The 22,149-nt window shown below is 68.8% G+C and carries 16 protein-coding genes; 7 read left to right on the top strand and 9 right to left on the bottom strand.

The features are described from left to right. Window positions 1–33 precede the first annotated feature (33 nt). The 3 genes from OG609_RS25165 to OG609_RS25155 all read left to right on the top strand — a co-directional run bounded on the left by OG609_RS25165 (window position 34) and on the right by OG609_RS25155 (window position 2,178). Window positions 34–975 (top strand): ABC transporter permease, encoded by a 942-nt coding sequence (locus OG609_RS25165; protein ID WP_327274894.1) that lies wholly within the window; start codon window positions 34–36, stop codon window positions 973–975. Further along, on the top strand, window positions 968–1,744 hold the full coding sequence (locus OG609_RS25160; RefSeq protein ID WP_327274893.1) for an ABC transporter ATP-binding protein: 777 nt from the start codon (window positions 968–970) through the stop codon (window positions 1,742–1,744). The genes OG609_RS25165 and OG609_RS25160 overlap by 8 nt, the downstream gene beginning before the upstream one ends. An 80-nt stretch (window positions 1,745–1,824) precedes the next feature. Continuing rightward, complete coding sequence (locus OG609_RS25155) at window positions 1,825–2,178, top strand: hypothetical protein (protein ID WP_327274892.1); 354 nt, start codon at window positions 1,825–1,827, stop codon at window positions 2,176–2,178. Between the two features lie 75 nt (window positions 2,179–2,253). Here the strand turns inward: OG609_RS25155 and OG609_RS25150 are convergent, their stop codons facing one another. Next, window positions 2,254–7,257, bottom strand: a complete 5,004-nt coding sequence (locus OG609_RS25150; RefSeq protein WP_327274891.1) for an NAD-glutamate dehydrogenase — start codon at window positions 7,255–7,257, stop codon at window positions 2,254–2,256. A gap of 390 nt (window positions 7,258–7,647) precedes the next feature. On the opposite strand from OG609_RS25150, the gene OG609_RS25145 reads away from it, so the two are divergent. Further along, window positions 7,648–8,217, top strand: coding sequence for a DJ-1/PfpI family protein (locus OG609_RS25145; RefSeq protein ID WP_327274890.1), 570 nt, complete (start codon window positions 7,648–7,650; stop codon window positions 8,215–8,217). Between the two features lie 39 nt (window positions 8,218–8,256). Here OG609_RS25145 and OG609_RS25140 read toward each other — a convergent pair whose 3' ends face one another. Both OG609_RS25140 and OG609_RS25135 read right to left on the bottom strand, forming a co-directional pair. Further along, on the bottom strand, window positions 8,257–8,928 hold the full coding sequence (locus OG609_RS25140; RefSeq protein WP_327274889.1) for an HAD family hydrolase: 672 nt from the start codon (window positions 8,926–8,928) through the stop codon (window positions 8,257–8,259). A 92-nt stretch (window positions 8,929–9,020) separates the two neighbouring features. Further along, window positions 9,021–9,527: a DUF6912 family protein gene (locus tag OG609_RS25135; protein WP_327274888.1), complete on the bottom strand. Its 507-nt coding sequence runs from the start codon at window positions 9,525–9,527 to the stop codon at window positions 9,021–9,023. Window positions 9,528–9,817: 290 nt separating this feature from the next. Here OG609_RS25135 and OG609_RS25130 point away from each other — a divergent pair, with 290 nt between their 5' ends. Next, entirely contained in the window at window positions 9,818–10,246 is a 429-nt protein-coding gene (locus OG609_RS25130; protein WP_327274887.1) for an Rv3235 family protein, read from the top strand. 343 nt (window positions 10,247–10,589) lie between these two features. Here OG609_RS25130 and secA read toward each other — a convergent pair whose 3' ends face one another. Beyond that, window positions 10,590–13,409, bottom strand: a complete 2,820-nt coding sequence (gene secA, locus OG609_RS25125; protein WP_327274886.1) for a preprotein translocase subunit SecA — start codon at window positions 13,407–13,409, stop codon at window positions 10,590–10,592. 240 nt (window positions 13,410–13,649) lie between these two features. Between secA and OG609_RS25120 the strand changes: the two genes are divergently transcribed. Next, the gene (locus OG609_RS25120; RefSeq protein ID WP_327274885.1) at window positions 13,650–14,225 is read left to right on the top strand and encodes a GNAT family N-acetyltransferase; all 576 of its coding nucleotides are present in this window, start codon (window positions 13,650–13,652) and stop codon (window positions 14,223–14,225) included. A 70-nt stretch (window positions 14,226–14,295) separates the two neighbouring features. Beyond that, entirely contained in the window at window positions 14,296–15,471 is a 1,176-nt protein-coding gene (locus OG609_RS25115) for a winged helix-turn-helix domain-containing protein (protein WP_327274884.1), read from the top strand. 58 nt (window positions 15,472–15,529) lie between these two features. Here the strand turns inward: OG609_RS25115 and OG609_RS25110 are convergent, their stop codons facing one another. The 5 genes from OG609_RS25110 to mtrB form a co-directional block, all read right to left on the bottom strand. Further along, the gene (locus tag OG609_RS25110) at window positions 15,530–16,273 is read right to left on the bottom strand and encodes a response regulator transcription factor (protein ID WP_327274883.1); all 744 of its coding nucleotides are present in this window, start codon (window positions 16,271–16,273) and stop codon (window positions 15,530–15,532) included. 186 nt (window positions 16,274–16,459) lie between these two features. Then, window positions 16,460–17,149 (bottom strand): ribosome hibernation-promoting factor, HPF/YfiA family, encoded by a 690-nt coding sequence (gene hpf / locus OG609_RS25105; protein WP_093894003.1) that lies wholly within the window; start codon window positions 17,147–17,149, stop codon window positions 16,460–16,462. A 322-nt stretch (window positions 17,150–17,471) separates the two neighbouring features. Next, window positions 17,472–18,200, bottom strand: coding sequence for a ComF family protein (locus OG609_RS25100; RefSeq protein WP_327274882.1), 729 nt, complete (start codon window positions 18,198–18,200; stop codon window positions 17,472–17,474). A gap of 69 nt (window positions 18,201–18,269) precedes the next feature. Beyond that, entirely contained in the window at window positions 18,270–20,135 is a 1,866-nt protein-coding gene (locus tag OG609_RS25095; protein WP_327274881.1) for an LpqB family beta-propeller domain-containing protein, read from the bottom strand. Then, window positions 20,125–22,149 (bottom strand): MtrAB system histidine kinase MtrB, encoded by a 2,025-nt coding sequence (gene mtrB / locus OG609_RS25090; RefSeq protein WP_327274880.1) that lies wholly within the window; start codon window positions 22,147–22,149, stop codon window positions 20,125–20,127. The genes OG609_RS25095 and mtrB overlap by 11 nt, the downstream gene beginning before the upstream one ends.

Below are 22,149 nucleotides of genomic sequence, written 5' to 3'. Positions count from 1 at the left end.
CGTCGTGTTCCTGCCCTCCCGTCGAAAGCGATCGTGGTGAGCCAGACAACAACCCCAGCGGCCCCGGCCGACACCCCTGCCGGTGAGCCCTTCCCGGTGTACGCACCGGGCGAGCTTGCCGCGCTCGCCGCCCGGCACGGACTGACCATGAGCGGGGCCCGGCCCACGCTGGGCGCGTACATCCGGCAGCTGTGGGGGCGGCGGCACTTCATCACGGCGTTCGCCACCGCCAAGCTGACCGCGCAGTACAGCCAGGCGAAGCTCGGCCAGATCTGGCAGATCATGACGCCGCTGCTGAACGCGACGGTCTACTACTTCATCTTCGGCGTCCTGATGAACACCAAGCGCAACGTCGAGGACTTCGTGCCGTTCCTCGTCACCGGCGTCTTCATCTGGACCTTCACCGCCAGCTCGATCACCGCGGGGACCCGCGCGATCAGCGGCAACCTGGGCCTGGTCCGGGCCCTGCATTTCCCGCGCGCCTCGCTGCCGGTCGCGCTGGCCCTCCAGCAGCTCCAGCAACTGCTGTTCTCGCTGGCCGCCCTGGTGCTGATCCTGGTGGGGTTCGGGCAGTTCCCCAAGCCGTCCTGGCTACTGGCGGTTCCGGCGCTGTTCCTCCAGGCCGTGTTCAACACCGGTGTCTCCATGGTGGTGGCGCGGCTCGCCGCCCGGACGCCGGACATCGCCCAGCTGACGCCGTTCATCCTGCGCACCTGGATGTACGCCTCGGGCGTCATGTGGAGCGTCGACACGATGCTCAAGGGCGACCGGGTTCCGCACTATGTGATGGTGATGCTGGAGTGCAATCCGGCCGCCGTCTTCATCGACCTGATGCGGTTCGCGCTCATCGACAGCTTCGGCGCGTCCCATCTGCCGCCGCATGTGTGGGCGATCGCCGCGGGCTGGGCGCTCGTGTGCGGCGTGGGCGGATTCGTGTACTTCTGGCAGGCGGAGGAGCGGTACGGACGTGGCTGACAACAACGAGCGGGTGCCGACCGTCGTCGTGGACGATGTGCACATCACGTACAAGGTCAATGGCGCCCGTACCGGAAAGGGCAGCGCCACCTCGGCGCTCAGCCGGATCGTCTCGCGCCGGCAGACCCCCGGGGTGCGCGAGGTGCACGCCGTGAAGGGGGTGAGCTTCGCCGCGTACAAGGGCGAGGCCATCGGCCTGATCGGTTCCAACGGTTCGGGGAAGTCGACGCTGCTGAAGGCGATCGCCGGTCTGCTGCCCGCGACGAAGGGCCGGGTGCACACCCAGGGCCAGCCCTCGCTGCTCGGGGTGAACGCGGCGCTGATGAGCGATCTGACCGGCGAGCGCAACGTCGTGCTCGGCGGCCTCGCGATGGGGATGACACGGGCCGAGATCCACGAGCGCTACCAGGGGATTGTGGACTTCTCCGGCATCAACGAGAAGGGCGACTTCATCACCCTGCCGATGCGGACCTACTCCTCCGGCATGGGCGCCCGGCTGCGCTTCTCGATCGCGGCCGCCAAGAGCCATGACGTCCTCCTGATCGACGAGGCGCTGTCCACCGGCGATGCCAGGTTCCAGCGGCGCAGCAAGGAACGGATCATCGAGCTGCGCAAGGAGGCCGGCACGGTCTTCCTGGTCAGCCACAGCAACAAGTCGATCACCGAGACCTGTGACCGGGCGATCTGGCTGGAGGCGGGAACGCTGCGGATGGACGGTCCGGCGGACGAGGTAGTGGCCGAGTACGAGAAGTTCACCGGCAAGAAGTAGCGGCGCGGGCGGCGGGCCGGGGAGAGCGGCCGGGGCGGCCGGGGTGATGAACTCCCGTGCCGCACAACGGAGTTGTCCGGATGCCGTTCAGGGGGCACACGCAGGACGGCGTACCGGGACCGCTGTGGGCGGACGATCAGCGGGAGATCTCCGGTTACGTCCGGCGGGGCCGGGTGGGCGAGGGCGGGATGGGCACGGTCCATCTCTCGCACACCCGGGACGGCCAGCCCGTCGCGCTGAAGGTGATCCGCCGGAAGCACGCGCAGAGTGCGGCGTTCCGGCTGCGGTTCGCCCGTGAGGTGGCCGCCGCCCGCCGGGTCTCCGGCTACCACCCGGTGCCGGTCGTCGACCATGACGCCGAGGGGCCGCAGCCCTGGCTCGCCACCAACGATCTGCCGGACCACTTCACCGAACTCACCCTGTGGCAGCAGTGAATATCGAGCACGTCCGGCGATTGAGGGCGGGGCGGCTGCCGGGAACCCCGGCAGCCGCCCCGCCCCGACCAACCCCTACGCGTGCGTACGCAACAGCGTCCGCATCGTCCGCATGGCCACCGACAGATTCGCCAGATCGAACGCGTCCGACCCCTGAATCTCCTCAAGCGTGGAGCGCGACCGGGTAAGGATCGCCGCGTTCTTCTCCTCCCACGCCTTGAACCGCTCCTCCGGCGTAGAGGTCCCGTTGCCCACGGACAGCACATCCGCGGTGAGCGCGGCGTGCGCGGCGTACAGGTCCTCGCGGATGGAGGCACGGGCCATGGACTGCCAGCGGTCGGCCCGCGGCAGCTCGATGATCCGGTCCATCAGCTGGGTGATGCCCAGCCGGTCCGCGAGGTCGTAGTACACCTCGGCGACGGAGAGCGGGTCCTTGCCGGTGCGGTCCGCGATCGCCACGATGTCCAGCACCGGGAAGGCGGAGGAGAATCCGGCGACCCGCTGGGCCAGCTCGCCCGGGACGCCCGCCTCGGTGAGCTCGTCCAGGATCGACTGGTACCAGTCCAGGTCGGCGCCCATCAGCATCTTGGGCAGCTCGGCCCAGACCTGCTCGACACCCGCCTTGAAGAAGTCGATCGTCCCGGCGATCTCCAGCGGCTGCGGCCGATTGCCGAGCAGCCAGCGCGAACCGCGCTCGACGAGCCGGCGCGAGTGCAGCCGGATCCGGGTCTGCACATCGGCGGCGACCTTGTTGTCGAGCGCCTCGACGGCGTCCCACACCTGGCCGAGGCCGAAGATCTCGCGGGCCGCGAACTGCGCCCGCACGATCTCCTCGATCGAGGCGCCGGTCTCTTCCCGCAGCCGGTGCAGGAAGGTCGAACCACCGCTGTTCACGGTGTCGTTGACCAGGACCGTGGTGATGATCTCGCGACGCAGCGCGTGCCCGTCGACCGCCTCCGGGAACTGCTCCCGCAGCTGCTGCGGGAAGTAGGCGTGCAGCAGCTTCTGCAGGTGCGGGTCGTCCGGCAGGCTGGTCTTGATCAGCTCCCGGGCCGCCGTGATCTTCGTGTACGCGAGCAGCACGGCCAGCTCGGGCTGGCTGAGCCCCTTGCCGGCGTTCAGCAGTTCGCGGATCTGCCGGTCGGTGGGCAGGAACTCCAGCCCGCGGTCGAGGTCCCCGTCACGGACCAGCCGGCGCATGAAGCGCTGGTGGGCGTGGAGCAGGGAGGGCGCCTGGACCGTGGCGTTGGCCAGGGCCACGTTCTGCGCGTAGTTGTTGCGCAGCACCAGACGGCCGATCTCGTCGGTCATCTCGGCGAGCAGCTTGTTGCGCTGCTTGACGGTCATGTCGCCGTCCCGGACCAGACCGTTGAGCAGGATCTTGATGTTCACCTCGTGGTCGGAGGTGTCCACACCGGCGCTGTTGTCGATCGCGTCGGTGTTGATCCGGCCGCCGTTGCGGGCGAACTCGATCCGGCCGAGCTGGGTGGCACCGAGGTTGCCGCCCTCGCCGACGACCTTGGCCCGCAGGTCCTGGCCGTTGACCCGGATCGCGTCGTTGGCCTTGTCGCCGACGTCGGGGTTCGACTCGGCGGACGACTTGATGTACGTACCGATGCCGCCGTTCCACAACAGGTCGACGCGGGCCTTGAGGATGGTCTGCATCAGCTCGGCGGGCGTCATCTTCGTGACACCCGACTCGATCCCGAGCGCCTCACGGATGTGCGCGTTGACCGGGATGGACTTGGCGCTGCGCGGGTGGATGCCACCGCCCGCGGAGAGCAGTTCCTTGTTGTAGTCGGCCCAGGAGCTGCGCGGCAGGTCGAAGAGGCGGCGCCGCTCGGCGTACGAGGTGGCGGCGTCCGGGTTCGGGTCGATGAAGATGTGCCGGTGGTCGAAGGCGGCGACGAGCCTGATGTGCTCGGAGAGCAGCATGCCGTTGCCGAACACGTCGCCCGACATGTCGCCGACGCCGACGACGGTGAAGTCCTCGGTCTGGGTGTCGTGGCCGAGCTCGCGGAAGTGCCGCTTGACGGACTCCCAGGCGCCGCGGGCGGTGATGCCCATGCCCTTGTGGTCGTAACCGGCGGAACCGCCGGAGGCGAACGCGTCGCCGAGCCAGAAGCCGTACGAGACGGCGACCTCGTTGGCGATGTCGGAGAACTTCGCGGTGCCCTTGTCGGCGGCGACGACCAGATATGTGTCGTCCTCGTCGTGACGGACGACGTCCCTGGGCGGCACGACCTCGCCGGCCACCATGTTGTCGGTGATGTCGAGCAGCGCCGAGATGAAGGTGCGGTAGGAGGCGATGCCCTCGGCCATCCAGGCGTCACGGTCGACGGCCGGGTCCGGGAGCTGCTTGGCGACGAAGCCGCCCTTGGCGCCGACCGGCACGATGACGGTGTTCTTCACCATCTGCGCCTTGACCAGGCCGAGGATCTCCGTACGGAAGTCCTCGCGCCGGTCCGACCAGCGCAGACCGCCTCGGGCGACCTTGCCGAAGCGCAGGTGCACGCCCTCGACGCGCGGCGAGTAGACCCAGATCTCGAACGCCGGGCGGGGCGCCGGCAGATCCGGGATGGACTGCGGGTCGAACTTCATCGAGACGTAACTGTGCGGCCTGCCGTCGTCCGCCATCTGGAAGAAGTTGGTACGCAGGGTGGCCTTGATGACAGTGAGGAAGGACCGCAGGATCCGGTCCTCGTCGAGCGAGGCGACCTGGTCCAGAGCCCCGTCCAGCTCCTCGAGGAGGCCGTCGGTCAGCTCCGTACCGGCCCGCTGACGCTCGGGCGACATCCGCGCCTCGAAGAGCGAGACCAGCAGCCGGGTGGTGTGGACGTTGTTACGGAGAGTGCTCTCCATGTAGTCCTGGCTGAAGGTCGATCCGGCCTGACGCAGGTACTTCGCGTAGGCGCGCAGCACCATCGCCTGCCGCCAGTTCAGACCGGCGCCCAGCACGAGCGAGTTGAAGCCGTCGTTCTCCGCCTCACCGGTCCACACGGCGGCGAAGGCGTCCTGGAACCGATCGCGCGCGTCGTCGGCGAGGTAGTTGCCGTTGCCGTTGGTCTGCGGCATCCGCAGACCGAAGTCGTAGATCCAGGCGTGCGTACGGTCCGCACAGCGCAGCTCGTACGGACGCTCGTCGACGACCTCGACACCGAGCCGCTGGAGCGCCGGAAGCACGGCGGACAGGGAGACCTGCTCACCGGTCCGGTAGATCTTGAAACGGCGCTCGCCGGGGCCGGCACCGACCGGCTCGTACAGGCTGAGGGCGAAGTCCTTCTCGTCCTTCTTGAGCGCTTCGAGGTGGACCAGGTCCGCCACGGCGGAGCGCGGCGTGTGGTCGGCCTTGTAGCCCTCGGGGAACGAGTGGCCGTACTGACGCATCAGCTCGGCGGCGCGCTCCTCGCCGCACTCGGCGTTCAGCGCCTCCTGGAAGCCGTCGGCCCAGGAGCGGGCGGCCTCGACCAGCCGGGCCTCGATGCGGTCGGCCTCGGCGTCGGTGAGGTCGGGCAGCTCGGTGCCGGGGGCGACCCGGACGACGAAGTGCAGCCGGGAGAGGATCGACTCGGTGTTCCAGGCGGTGAAGTCGACGCTGGTGCCGCCCAGCTCCTCCTTGAGGATGTCGATCAGACGGAGCCGTACACCGGTGGTGTAGCGGTCGCGCGGCAGGTAGACGATCGCGGAGTAGTAGCGCCCGTACTCGTCCTGGCGCAGGTAGAGCCGCAGCCGACGGCGCTCCTGGAGGTACAGCACGGAGGTGACGACGGAGCGCAGCTGGTCGACGGGCGTCTGGAAGAGCTCGTCGCGCGGGTACGTCTCCAGGATCTGCAGCAGGTCACGGCCGTCGTGGCTGTTGGGCGAGAAGCCCGCGCCCTCCAGCACCTCGGCGACCTTGCGGCGGATGACGGGCACCCGGCGCACGGACTCGGTGTAGGCGGCGGACGAGAACAGGCCGAGGAAGCGGCGCTCACCGATGACATTGCCGTCGGCGTCGAACTTCTTCACACCGACGTAGTCGAGGTAGCTGGGGCGGTGGACGGTCGACCGGCTGTTGGCCTTGGTGAGGATGAGGAGCTTGTGCTCACGGGCCTTGGCCCGGGCGTCGGCGGGCAGCCTGTCGAAGGACGGGCTGACGGGGTGCGCCTCGTCGACGCTGTGGTGCGGGTCGGAGCGCAGGATGCCGAGGCCGGTGCCGGGTACGGCAGCCAGCGCGTCGGTGTCCTTCAGCTCGTACTCGCGGTAGCCGAGGAAGGTGAAGTGGTCGGCGGCGAGCCAGCGCAGCAGCTCCCTGGCCTCGTTCACCTCTTCGTCGGCGAGGTCGTCGAGCGGCTCGCCGGGCAGGTCGTCGGCGATGCGCAGTGCGGCGTCGCGCATCTTGTCCCAGTCCTCGACGGTCTCCCGTACGTCGGACAGCACCCGCAGTAGATCGGTGGAGATCTGCTGGAGGTCGGAGCGGTCGGTCTCGCGGTCGATCTCGACGTGGATCCAGGACTCGACGAGCGCGTCGTGCGGCAGCCCGGTCCCGGCGCCCTTGGCGTCCTTGCGGCCCTGCAGGCTCGTCGAGATGCCGTTGCCGTCGGCGAGGACCTCGATGAGCTTGCCGGTGACGTCGCGGCGCACGACGACCTGCGGGTGGATCACGACATGGATGCCGCGCCCCTGCCGGGACAGCTCATTGGTGACGGAGTCGACCAGGAACGGCATGTCGTCGGTGACGACCTCGACGACGGAGTGGCTGCACGTCCAGCCGTTCTCCTCGACGGTCGGGGTGTGCACCCGGACGTTCGCCGTGCCCTGCGGGCGTGTCTCCGCGAGCCGGTAGTGGGAGGAGGCCGCGCCGAAGACGTCCACGGGGTCGCGGCCCGCGATGTCCTCCGGAGCGGTGTGCAGGTAGTAGCGCTGGAGGTAGGCGAGGAGTACGTCCTGCCCGGGACGCTCCTGGTCGGCCCCGGCGGCCGCAACACGTACCCCGGGGGTACCGCCCGGGCCACCGACACCACCGCCCGGGCTGTTGTCAGCTACCTTGGCGGCCCGTGCGAGCAGCTCGGCCTTGGCTTCGTCCAGCTTGGTCTGCATGTCCTCTGGCTCCTGTCGCGCGCCGTTGCGTGACGTAGGTGAAAAAGACGACGTACCGCCACGACACGGGGTTTCCGGTCTGAGTCGACGCTATGCCGCTATGAGAGATGCCCGGGACCATATTGGCCATTTTTGACAGTCGGCCCGGGCTGTGAGGATCAGTGATAGCCCGGGTGCTGTGGCACTCCGGGCGCAGGCCGGGGGCTTCGCTGCCCCCGAGGCGTATCGCGCTGATCACGGGGTCCAGGCTATCTCGCCCGCCCCCGTAACCGTCACGAGCCGTATGTGTACAAAAGATGGCCCCGAAGTTTGACACTCTGGACAGCGCGTCGGCCCGTATTGCCGCACTCTGGTAGACGGAACAGGCCGACGAACCGTGGGAGCCCCGCCATGGCACCGAAAATCCTGATCGTCACCGGCGACGCCGCCGAGTCCCTGGAAGTCCTCTATCCCTACCAGCGGCTGCGCGAGGAGGGTTACGACGTCCATATCGCGGCCCCCGCCCGCAAGACGCTCCGTTTCGTGGTCCACGACTTCGAGCCCGGCTTCGACACGTACACCGAGAAGCCCGGCTACACCTGGCCCGCCGACCTGGCCTTCTCCGAGGTCGACGCCGGAAATTACGTGGCCCTGGTCGTACCGGGCGGCCGGGCGCCCGAGTATCTGCGCAACGACGCCGAGCTGCGCAAGATCCTCAAGGCGTTCTTCGACTCGGACCGGCCGGTGGCCCAGATCTGCCACGGCCCGCTGATGACGGCGGCGGTCGGCGCACTGGTCGGCCGGCACGTCACCGCGTACCCCGCGCTGGAGGTCGACATGCAGGCGGCGGGCGCCGTCTTCGAGGACCACGAGGCGGTGGTCGACGGCACCCTGATCTCGTCCCGAGCGTGGCCGGACCACTCGGCGTGGATGCGCGAATTCCTGAAGGTGCTCCGCACAAAGGCCCCGGTGACCACCTGACGGCGCTCACGAGGGACCGGGCCCCCTCGTCCTTCCTCCCTATCCAGCCATCCGCTCGGCGAGGTCGGCGGCCTCGGCCAGGCTGTCGACCACCGGCACCCCGGCCGCCTCCAGACTGGCCCTGCTGTGCGATCCGCCGGTGTAGAGAACGGCCTTCGCACCGACATGGGCGGCGGCCACGGCGTCGTCCAGCGCATCGCCGATGACCACCGTGTGCTCCGGGGACACCCCGTCCAGCGCGGCGATGTGCCGCTCCATGTGCCGCGCCTTGCTGCCGCCGGACGGTCCGGTGCGCCCGTCGACCCGTACGAAGTGCCGCTCGATGCCGTACCCCCGGACCACGGGGACCAGCTGGTCGTGTCCGTACATGCTCAGGAGAGACTGGCTGCGTCCGGCCAGCTGCCACTGCGCGAGAAGCTGCTCGGCGCCCTCGGTGAGCCCGCAGGCGGCCCGCTGCTCGGTGTAGTGCAGGTGAAATATCCCGTCCATCCGCTCCCACTCGGCCTCTGTGGGCAGCCGGCCCATCAGCCGTTCGTAGAAGCGGGGGATCGGGATGCAGTACATCTCGCGGTACTGCTCCAGAGTGATCGGCTCCAGGCCGACCTCGCCGAACGCGGCGTTGGTCGCGCCGACGACCGCGGCGTTGTCGTCGAGCAGTGTGCCGTTCCAGTCCCAGACCAGATGCGTGCGGTGCTTCCCATGCGTCCCCATGCATAAGAAAGTACCCGCCGGGTCCGACACCCGTTCCGGAAGCGGGGCAGCAACCGCAACTCCCCTCTTCCCCCCTCCGCTCCCCCTCCCCCTCACCCGATCAGATTCGGGATCTCCTGAATGCCGAACCAAAGCAGCTCGTGATCCTCGGCGCCGTCCACGGTGAACTGCGCGTCGTCGTCACCGAGGTCCGCCGCGCCCAGTGCAGCCGCGGCGGCCGTAACGTCCTTCTCGGCGTCGTCCGCGTCGACATGCACGGCAGCAGCCTCGGTCAGCGCCACGGAGGACGCGATCCGCACCTCGCCGAGCGACGACGAGTCAAGGCTGCGGTCCGGGTCGGCCACGGCCGCGCCGTCCGGTACGTCGACAGCGACGACGACCCGCCGACGGACCGCGTCGGGATTCCCGGCGATCAGGCGCAGCGAGGCGGAAGCGGCCCGGTTGAGCGCCGCGTACTCCAGCTCCTCGATGTCGTCCGAGACGTACCACTCACGCAGTCCGGGGGTCACCGCATAGGCGGTCAGCGGACCGGGACCGATCTCGCCCGCCTTGTGCGCCGCTGCGAGACCGAGGAGCGTCAGAGGGACGTACACGCGCATGGCTGGCCGCTTTCGTAGTCGGAAACGCCCTCAGGATACGTGCGACGTCCCCCTTTGGGGTTACGTGCACCGCTGCTGTCCCGTCCACCCCGCAACCGCCACTCACCCTCCCCACGCCTTCCTCGCACCCCGCACGGCACCGGGCTCATCACCCGGATAGGTGATTCTCCCGATCACGTCCGGCGCCCCATCGGCGCTTGCGGTCACCTCTGCCGTCGCCGTAGAAGGTCCACAGCAGAAGTTACCGCCCGGTATTCGACCGGGCCTCTGAAACACGGGGGCGATGAGCGATGAGCACGAACAGGACCCGGCCCACCGGACGACACGACCGGCGCAGGCCCGAGTCGGTACCACAGCAACGCACAAGGACTCCCCGACGCGTCCGCCCCCACCACTGGTTCGCCGAGCGCCTCCTGGCGGTCCTCAGCGGCCAGCGCCCGGTGCACTGGATGCTCGGACACACCATCGGCGAGGCATACGACCAACTGGCCGAACTGGCCCCCCGGACCCCCCTCAGGGCCCGCGGCGCCCGCCCGGTCATCCGCATGTGCCATGGCGCCCAGCCGGCTCCGGGCGTGGTGGAGGCCTGGGCGAGCATCGCAGCGGGCGAACAGGTAAGGGCCATGGCCTTCCGCCTGGAACAGGGCACAGACCTCCGCTGGCGCTGCGCAGCAGTAGAGCTGGGCGACGAACACCTACAGGCAACGCCCACCCGCTAGACACCCAGCCGGGGACTCCCCCAGGCCCGCAGCCACACGAGCCACGGGTCCAGGGGGGAGCCCCGGAAACCACGGGCCACCCACCCCACGCCCGCGCACCGCACTCTCAGCCTTTCCGGCGCTTGAGGAGCGGGACCCAAGCCGAAACCCCCGTCAGCCACCGGACGCCCCACCCACCCACACCACAGCCACCCCACCTCACCGCACCCCGCACTCACCGCACCCCGCACCCCCGGCAACGGGCCCCAGGGCCCGGGCCCAAAAAAAACCGGGGTCGGCCACCCACAAAAGGTGCCCGACCCCGGCCAAAACCCCACCGGCGCCAACAACGCCGACGCCACCGCTACTTCTTGCGGCGCCGCCCACCCCCACCATTCTTCTGCGCCTTGCGCCGCTCCGCCCGAGTCAACCCGTCCGACTCGGACGCGACGCCACCGTCACCGTTGGAGAAGTCGCCCTCGACGACCCCGCCCTCCCCGTCCACCGTGGGAGCGGAGAAGTGCAGCCGGTCCGGCCGCTGCGGAGCATCGAGCCCCTTGGCCCGGATCTCCGGACGCGCCGCCGGCACGAGGTCCTCCTTGGCGAGCGAGGTCCGCTCGGCCTCGTCCTGCACCGGAACCTCCTCGACCTGCTGCTCGACCTGGACCTCCAGGTTGAACAGGTAGCCGACGGACTCCTCCTTGATGCCCTCCATCATGGCGTTGAACATGTCGAAGCCCTCGCGCTGGTACTCGACCAGCGGGTCCTTCTGCGCCATGGCACGAAGGCCGATGCCCTCCTGGAGGTAGTCCATCTCGTAGAGGTGCTCACGCCACTTGCGGTCCAGGACGGACAGCACCACACGCCGCTCCAGCTCACGCATGATGTCCGAGCCGAGCTGCTTCTCACGCTCGTCGTACTGCTCGTGGATGTCGTCCTTGATGGACTCACCGATGAACTCGGCGGTGATCCCTGCCCGGTCGCCGGCCGCCTCCTCCAGCTCCTCGACGGTGACCTTCACCGGGTAGAGCTGCTTGAACGCACCCCACAGCCGGTCCAGGTCCCACTCCTCGGCGAAGCCCTCGGCGGTCTCCTGACGGATGTAATCGTCGATCGTGTCGTCCATGAAGTGGCGGATCTGGTCCTGCAGATCCTCGCCCTCCAGGACCCGGCGACGCTCGCCGTAGATGACCTCGCGCTGTCGGTTGAGCACCTCGTCGTACTTCAGGACGTTCTTACGCGTCTCGAAGTTCTGCTGCTCGACCTGCGACTGGGCCGACGCGATCGCCCGCGTCACCATCTTGTTCTCGATCGGCACGTCGTCCGGCACATTGGCCATCGACATGACGCGCTCGACCATCTGCGCCTTGAACAGCCGCATCAGGTCGTCGCCGAGCGACAGATAGAAGCGGGACTCGCCCGGGTCGCCCTGACGGCCGGAACGGCCGCGCAGCTGGTTGTCGATACGCCGCGACTCGTGCCGCTCGGTGCCCAGGACATAGAGCCCGCCGAGCTCCCTGACCTCTTCGAACTCCGCCTTCACGGCCTGCTCGGCCTTCTCCAGCGCGGCGGGCAGCGCGGCCGCCCACTCCTCGACATGCTCGACGGGGTCGAGGCCGCGCTGGCGCAGCTCCGCCTCGGCGAGATCGTCGGGGTTGCCGCCGAGCTTGATGTCGGTGCCTCGTCCGGCCATGTTCGTCGCGACCGTGACCGCGCCCTTGCGGCCGGCCTGAGCGACGATCGTCGCCTCACGGTCGTGCTGCTTGGCGTTGAGGACCTCGTGCTGGACACCACGCTTGGAGAGCTGCTGCGAGAGGTACTCGGACTTCTCGACCGAGGTGGTGCCGACCAGGATCGGCTGGCCCTTCTCGTGCTTCTCGGCGATGTCGTCGACGACGGCGGCGAACTTCGCGACCTCGGTGCGGTAGATCAGGTCCGACTGGTCGGCACGGACCATCGGCCGGTTGGTCGGGATCGGCACCACACCGAGCTTGTAGATCTGGTGGAACTCGGCGGCCTCGGTCATCGCCGTACCGGTCATGCCGGAGAGCTTGCCGTAGAGGCGGAAGAAGTTCTGCAGGGTGATCGTGGCGAGCGTCTGGTTCTCGTCCTTGATGTCCACCCCTTCCTTCGCCTCGATCGCCTGGTGCATGCCCTCGTTGTAGCGGCGGCCGGCGAGGATACGGCCGGTGTGCTCGTCGACGATCATGACTTCGCCGTCGATGACGACGTAGTCCTTGTCCTTCTTGAAGAGTTCCTTGGCCTTGATGGCGTTGTTGAGGTACCCGACGAGGGGGGTGTTCACCGACTCGTAGAGGTTCTCGATGCCGAGCCAGTCCTCGACCTTCGCGACACCGGGCTCATGGATGGCGACGGTCCGCTTCTTCTCGTCGACCTCGTAGTCGCCGGTCTCCTCGATTCCCTTGAGCGGGTTGCCCGCCTCGCCCTTGCTGAGGCGGGTGACCAACTTGGCGAAGTCGCCGTACCACTTGGTGGCCTGGTCGGCCGGGCCGGAGATGATCAACGGCGTACGGGCCTCGTCGACGAGGATCGAGTCGACCTCGTCGACCACAGCGAAGTTGTGGCCGCGCTGGACGAGCTCGTCCGCGGACCACGCCATGTTGTCGCGGAGGTAGTCGAAGCCGAACTCGTTGTTCGTGCCGTACGTGATGTCGCAGGCGTACTGCTCACGGCGCTGGGCCGGCGTCATGTTGGCGAGGATGCAGCCGACGGACAGGCCGAGGAACTTGTGGACCCGGCCCATCATTTCGGAGTCACGCTCGGCCAGATAGTCATTGACCGTGATCAGGTGCACGCCCTTGCCGGAGAGTGCGTTGAGATACGCAGGCAGGGTGCCGACCAGGGTCTTGCCCTCGCCGGTCTTCATCTCGGCCACATAGCCGAGGTGCAGGGCTGCGCCGCCCATCATCTGGACGTCGTAGTGGCGCTGTCCGAGGACCCGCTTGGCGGCCTCACGGACGGTTGCGAATGCCTCGGGGAGCAGGTCGTCCAGGCTCTCGCCGTCCGCGTACCGTTCCTTGTACTCGTCGGTGAGCGCCCGCAGCTCGGCGTCGGAGAGGTTGACGAAGTCCTCTTCGATGGAGCTGACCTGGTCCGCGATGCGGTGCAGTTTGCGCAGGATCTTGCCTTCGCCTGCACGCATGAGCTTGTTGAAGACGGACACTGAGGCTGGTCTCCTTGCCGGTCGGGCCTGGCACTGGGTCGTGTTATGGACTCTGGCGCGGGCACGGCAGGTGGGCCCCACCGCAACGGCCATCGTAAGCGAGGACCCCGCCGCGCCGGGAGGGCTGCCGCCGCGTCGGCTCCGCCGGTCCCTTCCCAGTCAACGGCCGGGGGGCTCCGAAGGTGCCGGGAAGTCCGAAAAGTGTTCGCTTCACGGCCGGCGCCTCACCAGAATCCGTACATGGAGCCGATCACCCTCACCACCGAGCGTCTGCTGCTGCGCCCCTTCACGATCGGCGACGCGGACGAGGTCCACGCCGCTTGTCAGGACCCGGACATCCAGCGCTGGACGGTCGTGCCCTCGCCGTACAGCCGCGCCGACGCGGAGCTCTTCGCGGGGAAGCTGTCCCCCGGCGGCTGGCGCGACGACTCCATGTACAACTTCGCGGTGATCCCGCGCGAGGGCGGGGCCCTGGCGGGCGCGCTCGGCATCAATCGCCGCAATCTGCCGGGCACGTACGAGGTGGGGTTCTGGACCGCCAAGGAGCACCGGGGCCGCGGCTACATGACGGAGGCCGTGCTGTCCGCCGCCCGCTGGACCTTCACCTCGCTCGGCGGCGACCGGCTGGAATGGCGGGCCGAGGCCGGCAATGTCGCCTCGCGTGCCGTGGCGCTTCGGACGGGATTCCGGATGGAGGGCGAGCAGCGGTCGGGACTGCTCAACAAGGGCGTCCGGCGCGACGCGTGGGTGGGGGCGCTGATCCCGTCCGATCTCGGCCTGCAGGGCACTCACGCCTACCTGCCCGCCACCGCCTGACTCACCGGCCCCTTGCTATCGCGGGGAGCTCCACGGCCGGATGTCAGTGCCCCCCTCTAAGGTGCGAGGCATGACGTCTGCGCCGCCTCCCGCCGCCGAACTCTCCACCGACCAGGCGCGCAGGATCGCCCTGCGCGCCCAGGGCTTCCTGGGCGCTCCGGACCGCAGGGCCGGGGTTCCGGGCGTGTTGCGGCACCTCGGTGCCGTACAGCTCGACACGATCTCGGTGCTGGCCCGCTCGCACGAACTGATCCCGTACGCACGCCTCGGCGCCGTCGGCCGGCGCACGGTCGAGGACGCGTACTGGTCGGCCGGCCGCAGCTTCGAGTACTGGTCGCACGCGGCGTGCATCCTGCCGGTCGAGGAGTGGCCGCACTTCGCGTTCCGCCGCCGCGCCTACCGCTCGCGCCCCCACTGGCACCACGACCTGCCGGACGGCGCCTACGAAACGGTGATCAAGCAGCTGCGCGCCGAGGGCCCGCTGACGGCGACGGAGCTGGGCGGAGCGAAGAACGGCGGGGAGTGGTGGGACTGGTCGGCGTCGAAGGTCGCCGTCGAGCGCGCCCTGATGTACGGCGAGGTGGTGTGCACCAAGCGGCGCAGCTGGAAGCGGGTGTACGACCTCGCCGAGCGGGCCCTGCCCGACACCGTGCTGCACGACGATCTGGACGACGCGGAGTGCCTGCGACGGCTGGTCGCGCTCGCGGGGCAGTCCCTGGGCGTCGGCACCCGCGCGGACATCGCGGACTACCACCGGCTCAGGGGCGAGCAGTTCGACGCGGTGGTGGCGGACTCCGGGCTGGTGCCGGTGACGGTGCAGGGCTGGGCGAAGCCGGCCTGGGCGGACCCGGCAGCGCTGGCCTCCGAGCCGCGCGGGCGGCACCGTACGACCCTGTTGTCGCCGTTCGACTCGCTGGTCTGGGAGCGGGCGCGCACCGAGCGGATCTTCGGTTTCACCCATCGCCTGGAGGCCTACGTCCCCAAGCCCAAGCGGATACATGGTTACTTCGCGATGCCGCTGCTGGCGGGCGGAAAGCTGCAGGGCCGCGTCGATCCGGCGCGCGAGGGAAGCACGCTGGTCGCCCGCCAGGTGTCCCTGGAGGGCAGGAAGGCCGTGGCACCGATGGCCGAGGCGCTGGTGGAGGCCGCGTCCTGGGTCGGTTGTACGGATGTCCGGCTGGAGCGGGTCGACGCACCGGAACTGCGCGGGCCGTTGGCTCAGGAAATCGCCCGAGCTCTGGCGTGAGCGCGCATTCCCGTCCCTTTACCCGGCGTCGTCCCTCCCGGTCCCGTCGTGGGACCGGTCATCTGATCTCCAGGATCTTCTCCCGCATGGCGTAGACCACGGCTTCCATCCTGGAGTGCAGCTGCAACTTCTCCAGGATGTTGCGGACGTGGTTCTTCACGGTGTTCTCGGAAATGAACAGTTCCTTCGCGATATCGCGATTATTCATGCCCGTTGCAACAAGTTTCAGGACTTCGAGTTCCCGGTCGGTGAGCCGCGGCGCCGGCACCAGCCTGCGCTCGTCGGTCCGCTGGATCATCGACTTGAACTCGGTAAGCAGTTTGGACGCCATGGAGGGGCTGATCTGGGACTGCCCGTCGGCGACCGCGCGAATCGCGGTGGCCACCTCGTCCGTGGAGATCTCCTTGAGGAGATAGCCGGTGGCGCCCGCCTTGATCGCGTCGTAGAGATCGGCCTCCTCGTCGCTGATCGTCAGCATGATGATCTTCGCACTGGGGGCCACCTCCTTGATCGACGTGCAGGCCTCGATGCCGCCGCGCTTGGGCATCCGTACATCCATCAGCACGATGTCGGGCAGCAGATCGGCCGCCTTGTCGACCGCCTCCGCCCCGTCACCCGCCTCGCCGATGACCTGGATATCCTCCTCCTGAGCGAGGACGATCTCCAGGCCTCTGCGGAAGAGCGCGTGGTCATCCACCACGAGGACCCGGATCGGCTCCTTGCCGGAACCACTGTCCGCGTCCGCCCCGGTAGCGCCGTCGGCATCATTCGCATCGCGTACGGGCCCGAAGGTGTCCGCCATCGTTCCTCCCCCTGAAGGCCATGGCCTGAAGTTCACAAACTGTCCGCCAACGGCAGTTCACAGAGCACTGGTTGGCTTGGGACGACATGATTTCATGCCCGGACGTCGGAGCGGTGATTCCGTGGCCGCACACGGGTGCCCCTGGGGGCGCACAGGCGCTCCCAGGGGCACCGCAGAAGGGAGGCGTCAGCCGCCGAGCGCACCGCCCGCGCCGCCCGCCTCATCGGCGGCCAGCGGATCGGTCCTCAGATGAATGACACCGTAGTCATAGGCATGCCGTCGGTAGACGACACTGGGTTCCTTCGTCTCGGAGTCGACGAACAGATAGAAGTCGTGCCCGACCAGCTCCATCTCGTAGAGCGCCTGATCGAGCGACATCGGTGCGGCGACGTGCGTCTTCTCCCGCATCACCAGCGGACCCTCGCCCTGCACCTCCAGCGAGCCGAACCTGGTGGTGGGTACGGACTGAGCCGCCTCGTTGCCGACCAGATCGCCCTCGCCGTTGAACGACGCCGCGCCCGGCACGGTCTCGGCGACTTCGGCAGCGGGAATCCGGCCGTTGCCACGACGGCTGTAGCGCTTGTCGTGCTGCTTGCGCAGCCGCGCCTCCAGCTTGCCGGTGGCCAGGTCCAGCGCTGCGTACGGGTCGCCTGCGGCCGCTTCCGCCCGGATGACCGGCCCACGCGAGCGGAGCGTGATCTCCACCCGGTCGGAACGGTCGGCCTGACGGGGGTTCGGCTCCTTGGACACCTCGACGTCGAGGCTGATCACCTTGCCGTCGAACTTCTGGATCTTGTCCAGCTTCAGCTTTTCGGCCACGTGCTTGCGGAACCGCTCGGGCACCTCGGTCTTGCGGCCCTTGACGACGATGTCCACGCAGAACTCCGTTCCCGGATCACTCCGCTCACTGGCGGAGCATCTCCCTTTTGCACCAGGCCCCGGTGGTAGCCGGAGCCGCGGACTCGGTGACTTCCACCTCCTCCTCCCCCATCGGCAGGGTCTCCACCCCACCGAATTTTCCACATCTGGCCTACCGGTGAGTTGCCTGCCCGAAATCTGGTGTTGCATTCATCGAGGTCTGGCATTCACCATTCCTCACAACCGAACATAGCCTGCCTGGCCTGATGTCGGCACCCGCTACTCGCACGTACCTCCGTTCAGGTCTTTTTACCTACTCACCACCTGCAACGATGCAAGTTCACTGGTAGTTCCGGTTTATTTCAAAGGCCGGCGGAGACACCGCGACAACCGCCGCCTGCCCGCTGCCGGACAGGGCACCCGTGTGCCCGTCCGCTGTCCTGATCGCCCGGGCTGCCTCGGCCAACGAGGCACCGGTCGTCAAAAGGTCGTCCACCAGCACCACCCGTCCGGCCACAAGCAGCCGTTCGCCCCCGGCCACGACTTCCAGTGCCCCCGCAAGATTCGCCTGCCTCTGCCGGGCTCCCAGCCCCGCCTGATCGGCCACCGGCCGCCGCTGCCGAAGCACCGCGACCACCCGGGCACGGGTACCTCCGCGCCGCAATTCGCCCGCGGCGGCCAGCGCGATCCGGCGCATCGGATCATGCCCCCGTGCCGCCACGGCCCGCCGCGTCGACGGCACGGGCACGAGCAGAACCGGGCCGCTGACACCCACCTGCCCCGTCCCGGCCCGTACGGCCCCCGCCAGCGCCTTGCCGAGTGCCCCGGCCAGCCCCAGTGCCCCCCGCTCCTTATGGGCCAGGAGCACCGCACGTACCGCGTTCTCGTACGCGGCGGCCGCATGCACCACTGGCAGGCCCGCGGGCTCCGGCACGGGCCTGACCCGGTGCGGCACCTCGCCGTACAGCTCCGCACGGCATTTCTCGCACAGCTCGGTACGCGCCCTGCCGCAGCCACTACAGGACACCGGCAGAACCAGTCCGGAGATCTCCCGCCACCATCCCCGCATGACTCCACTGTGCCCTCCCCGAAGGGGCCGGGCCACCCCTGTGGAAAACGCGGAAGGGACCGCGGGGTCTCAGCCCGGGTAGACCAGCGACGAACCTTCCTTGACCACCGTCTGCCAGTTGTCACCCGGCGACAGCTTCACTATCCCGTCGCTCGACGTGGCCGCCATCAGCGGCAACTGCTCGTCGTCCGCCGCCGCGACCGACGACACCTGGTTCACACCGGGCAGAACACCCGATGCGGCCGTCGAGCCGTCCGCCTGCACATAGCGCACCTGCTGCACGCCGCCCTGCTCCTTGCCGACCACCACGAGACGGCTCCGGCCCGACCACGACATCGCAGTCACATCCGTCAGCTGCGGTGCGGCCTGTCGCAGCTCCACCACCGAGACTTTCTGCTCCTTCTCCGGCCCGCGCCGCTCGATCCGGCCGATCTTCAGCGTGTTGTGGCCGTCCTCGCTCACCAGGAGGGCGATCCGCACGCCGTCCGCGGACATCCGCAGCGCCTCGATCCGCCCGCCGTCCAGGCTTGGCACGGTGACCTCCTGCGGCTTTCCGGCACCGCCGGTCAGCCGCAGCAGTCTGCGGTTACCGGGATCCCGGTCGGCCACCCAGAGATCGCCCCGACCGTCCCAGCTCGGCACCGACAGACGGTTGTTCGGGTTCTGGGCCTTGCTGGTCACCGCAGCCGCAGGAAGCTCGCCGTCCGAGACAATGGACGACACGTAGAGGGACCTCTTGTCGCGCGAGACCGCCGCCGCCCACTGCTCGTCCCTGGCCACACCGACCGCGCCCATCCGCACCGGTCCGTCGCCGAGCGGACCTGAAACCACCTCCGGGGTGCCACTGCCCTTGGTACTGCCAGGAATTCGCTCCACACGCCCCTTGCCATCGACGAAGTACTGGCTGTCCGGCCCACTCGACGAACCGTCAGGTGCGAACTCCTCCGCCTGATCCGTCCCGAGGACGCACAGCGGGGAGCCGTCGGAGCGCTGCAGTTCGACCTGCTCGACCCGTGCGGACGTCAGGTCCCGCAAGGTGTAGAGGACCTGTGAGGCCATCATGCGGCAGGAGCGCTGTCCGACGCCGTCCGCCTTCTTGTTGAGCGGGACCTTCAGTACGTTGCGGTCGTCGGGCGCCAGCGAGGTGACGCCCTTCTTCAGCGACGTACCTGCGGGGAAACGGGAGTCGACCACCGGTCGCAGCCAACTGGTCGGCCCTGCCAGGAGGCTGCGGACCGCCTGTGTCACGGTGTCCATCCCCGTGACAGGATCCGTCCGGCTGCGGAGATAGACGGGGTCGGCGACCAGGGTCGACTGCTCCGACGTCCGCCCTGCGGCGAAGTAGTACTTGTCCACAGAGCGGTAGAGACGCTTGAAGTCCGACTGCCCGAGCAGAAGGCCGTCCGGCACGAGGTCGATGCGCCACTCCTTGCCCTCCGGCCCGTTCTCCTTCACCAGATGCAGGGACTGGTTGTAGTCCGTAGGCGCGAGTGGCTGATAGGCACTCTGGGCGTCGACCGTTGCCACCCTCTCACCGGTCAGGGTGTAGGTGATCTCCGTGATGCCGGGGTCGCTGTCGCGGAACGGGCGGTCGCTCCGGTTCGGCGCCTTGGTGAGCACTGTCGTGAACGCGCTCGGCTTCCAGGTACTGGCTGCCTTCCTCGTCAGGTACTTTCGGGTAGTCCTGAAGTCCGAGTCATCGCTCGTCATGGACTCCAGGAAGCCGTCGACGACCTCGTTGGGAGTGGCGTTGTCACGCGGCGCCACGGCATACACCTGCACCTGGGAGTCGCCGGGCTGTGAGGCGTCGACAGCCTTGACATCCCCGGTGACGGGCATCGAGCCGCACGCGGACAGCAGCACGACACCGCATCCGAGCAGCGCGAACAGCCCCAGCACACGTCCATGGCCGTCCCTACGACGGTCAGTGCCCACGATTCGTGTCCCCCCGCTCCGAGTCCTGCACTGCAGAGTCGAAATCGCCACCCGGCCGGTCCTCGGCGGCGCGCGCGACCACCCTTGCCCCGCTCCCCGGCAGGGCCGCCGGATGCACCGAGATCGGCGTCGTCCGGGGTGCCACGGGGGTACGCGAGGATACGGGCAGCGCGGACCGATCATTGCCACCGGGCTGGGCCGGCACTGCCGTCAGCCGGTGTTCACTCCCGGTCATGGAAGCGACCGCGGCTCGCTCCCGGTTCTCCCGGTTGCGCCGGGAGTCCTCGGGTTCCAGCGGTATCGGCGATCCGCGCAGCGGTTCGTCCGCCGTGCGCGGCAGAGTCAGCCGGAACTGCGAACCGCCGCCCGGCTCGCCCCATGCCTGTAGCCAGCCGCCGTGCAGCCGGGCATCCTCCACGGCGATGGACAGTCCGAGTCCGGTGCCGCCGGTCGTCCGTGCGCGAGCCGGATCGGCCCGCCAGAAACGGTTGAACACCCGCGTAGCCTCGCCGGGCTTGAGTCCCACGCCGTAGTCCCGGACGGCCACTGCGACCGCACCTCCGGCCACCGCCATCCGCACCACGACGTCCCTGCCCTCGCCATGCTCGACGGCGTTGACCACAAGGTTACGCAGGACGCGTTCGACCCGCCGTGCATCGGCCTCCGCGATCACCGGCTGCTCATCGCCGACCACCCGGATACGGGTGCCCTTGCGCTCGGCCAGCGGCTCGGCCCCGCCGATCACCCGTCGTACGACCTGACGCAGATCTATCGGCTCGGCCTCCAGCGCGGCGGCGCCCGCGTCGAACCGGCTGATCTCCAGCAGATCGGAGAGCAGCGACTCGAACCGGTCGAGCTGATCCCCGAGCAGCTCCGCGGAACGCGCTGTCACGGGATCGAAGTCGCTGCGGGCCTCGTGGATGACATCGGCGGCCATCCGTACGGTCGTCAGCGGTGTCCGCAGCTCGTGGGAGACGTCGGAGACGAAGCGCCGCTGCATCCGGGACAGCTCCTCCAGCTGCTGGATCTTCAGCTGCAGGTTCTGCGCCATCTTGTTGAATGCCTCGCCGAGCCGGGCAATGTCGTCCTCGCCGGTGACCTTCATCCGCTCCTGGAGCCTGCCGGCGGAGAGCCGCTCGGCGATGCCCGCCGCCATCCGTACGGGCGTGACGACCTGCCGCACCACGAACCAGGCGATGGCCCCGAGCAGCACGACCACGAACAGTCCCGCAGTCGCCAGCGTGCCCTTGACCAGCGTCAATGACTTCTCCTCCTGCGTCAGCGGGAAGAGGTAGTAAAGCTGGTACGGATTGTGGTCGATGTCGTAGAGGCGCTTGCCCACCACGAGTCCGGGCTGCGGCTCCTGTCCGTTCGCGTACTGGATCAGGGAGTACGTCTGGAACGCCCCCGGGCCCTTGTTCACCGAGTCCCGCAGGCTCTGCGGAATGCTCGCCGCCTCCACACTGCCCGAGCCGCGCGGCGCACGGGTGCCCTCGTCGGCGCTGAGTGCCACCACGTTGAAGGCGTTCTTGCCGCCACTGGCGAGCTGGTCGACGAGCTCGGTCCGCCAGGAGTTGTTGGCCGAGGTGCCGTCCGCAGTGTCGCCGCCCTGCCCACCGGGCGTGAGCGGGGCGTTCGCCTTCTCCTGGGCCGCCGCGAAACCGCCGGCGGCCTGGGTCTGGGCAGCCTTGCTCTTCGCGTCGAGCAGGCCGTTGCGCACCTGGCCGATCACGACCAGCCCGAGGAGCAGCACCACACCGAGCGACATGAGCAGCGTGCCCGCGACGACCCGCAACTGGAGGTTGCGTCGCCAAAGCCGCACGGCGGGCAGCAGCGGACGCCGCACCCAGCGCATCAGCAGTCGCGGCACAGGACCGCCGGGCGCCCGGTCGTGGAACAACCGGCCACCCTGCAGAAGACGTCGGACCTGGGACGCCTCCTGTCCTGGAGCAGCAGCCCGCTCCGCACGGGCTCCCGGCTCCCCGGGCTGCGGAGCAGCGCTACTCATGGGCAT

The organism is Streptomyces sp. NBC_01224, assembly GCF_036002945.1.
Taxonomy (GTDB): Bacteria; Actinomycetota; Actinomycetes; order Streptomycetales; family Streptomycetaceae; genus Streptomyces.
The sequence above is the reverse complement of the archived record's forward strand: the minus strand, read 5'-3'. Positions and strand labels throughout refer to the sequence as shown.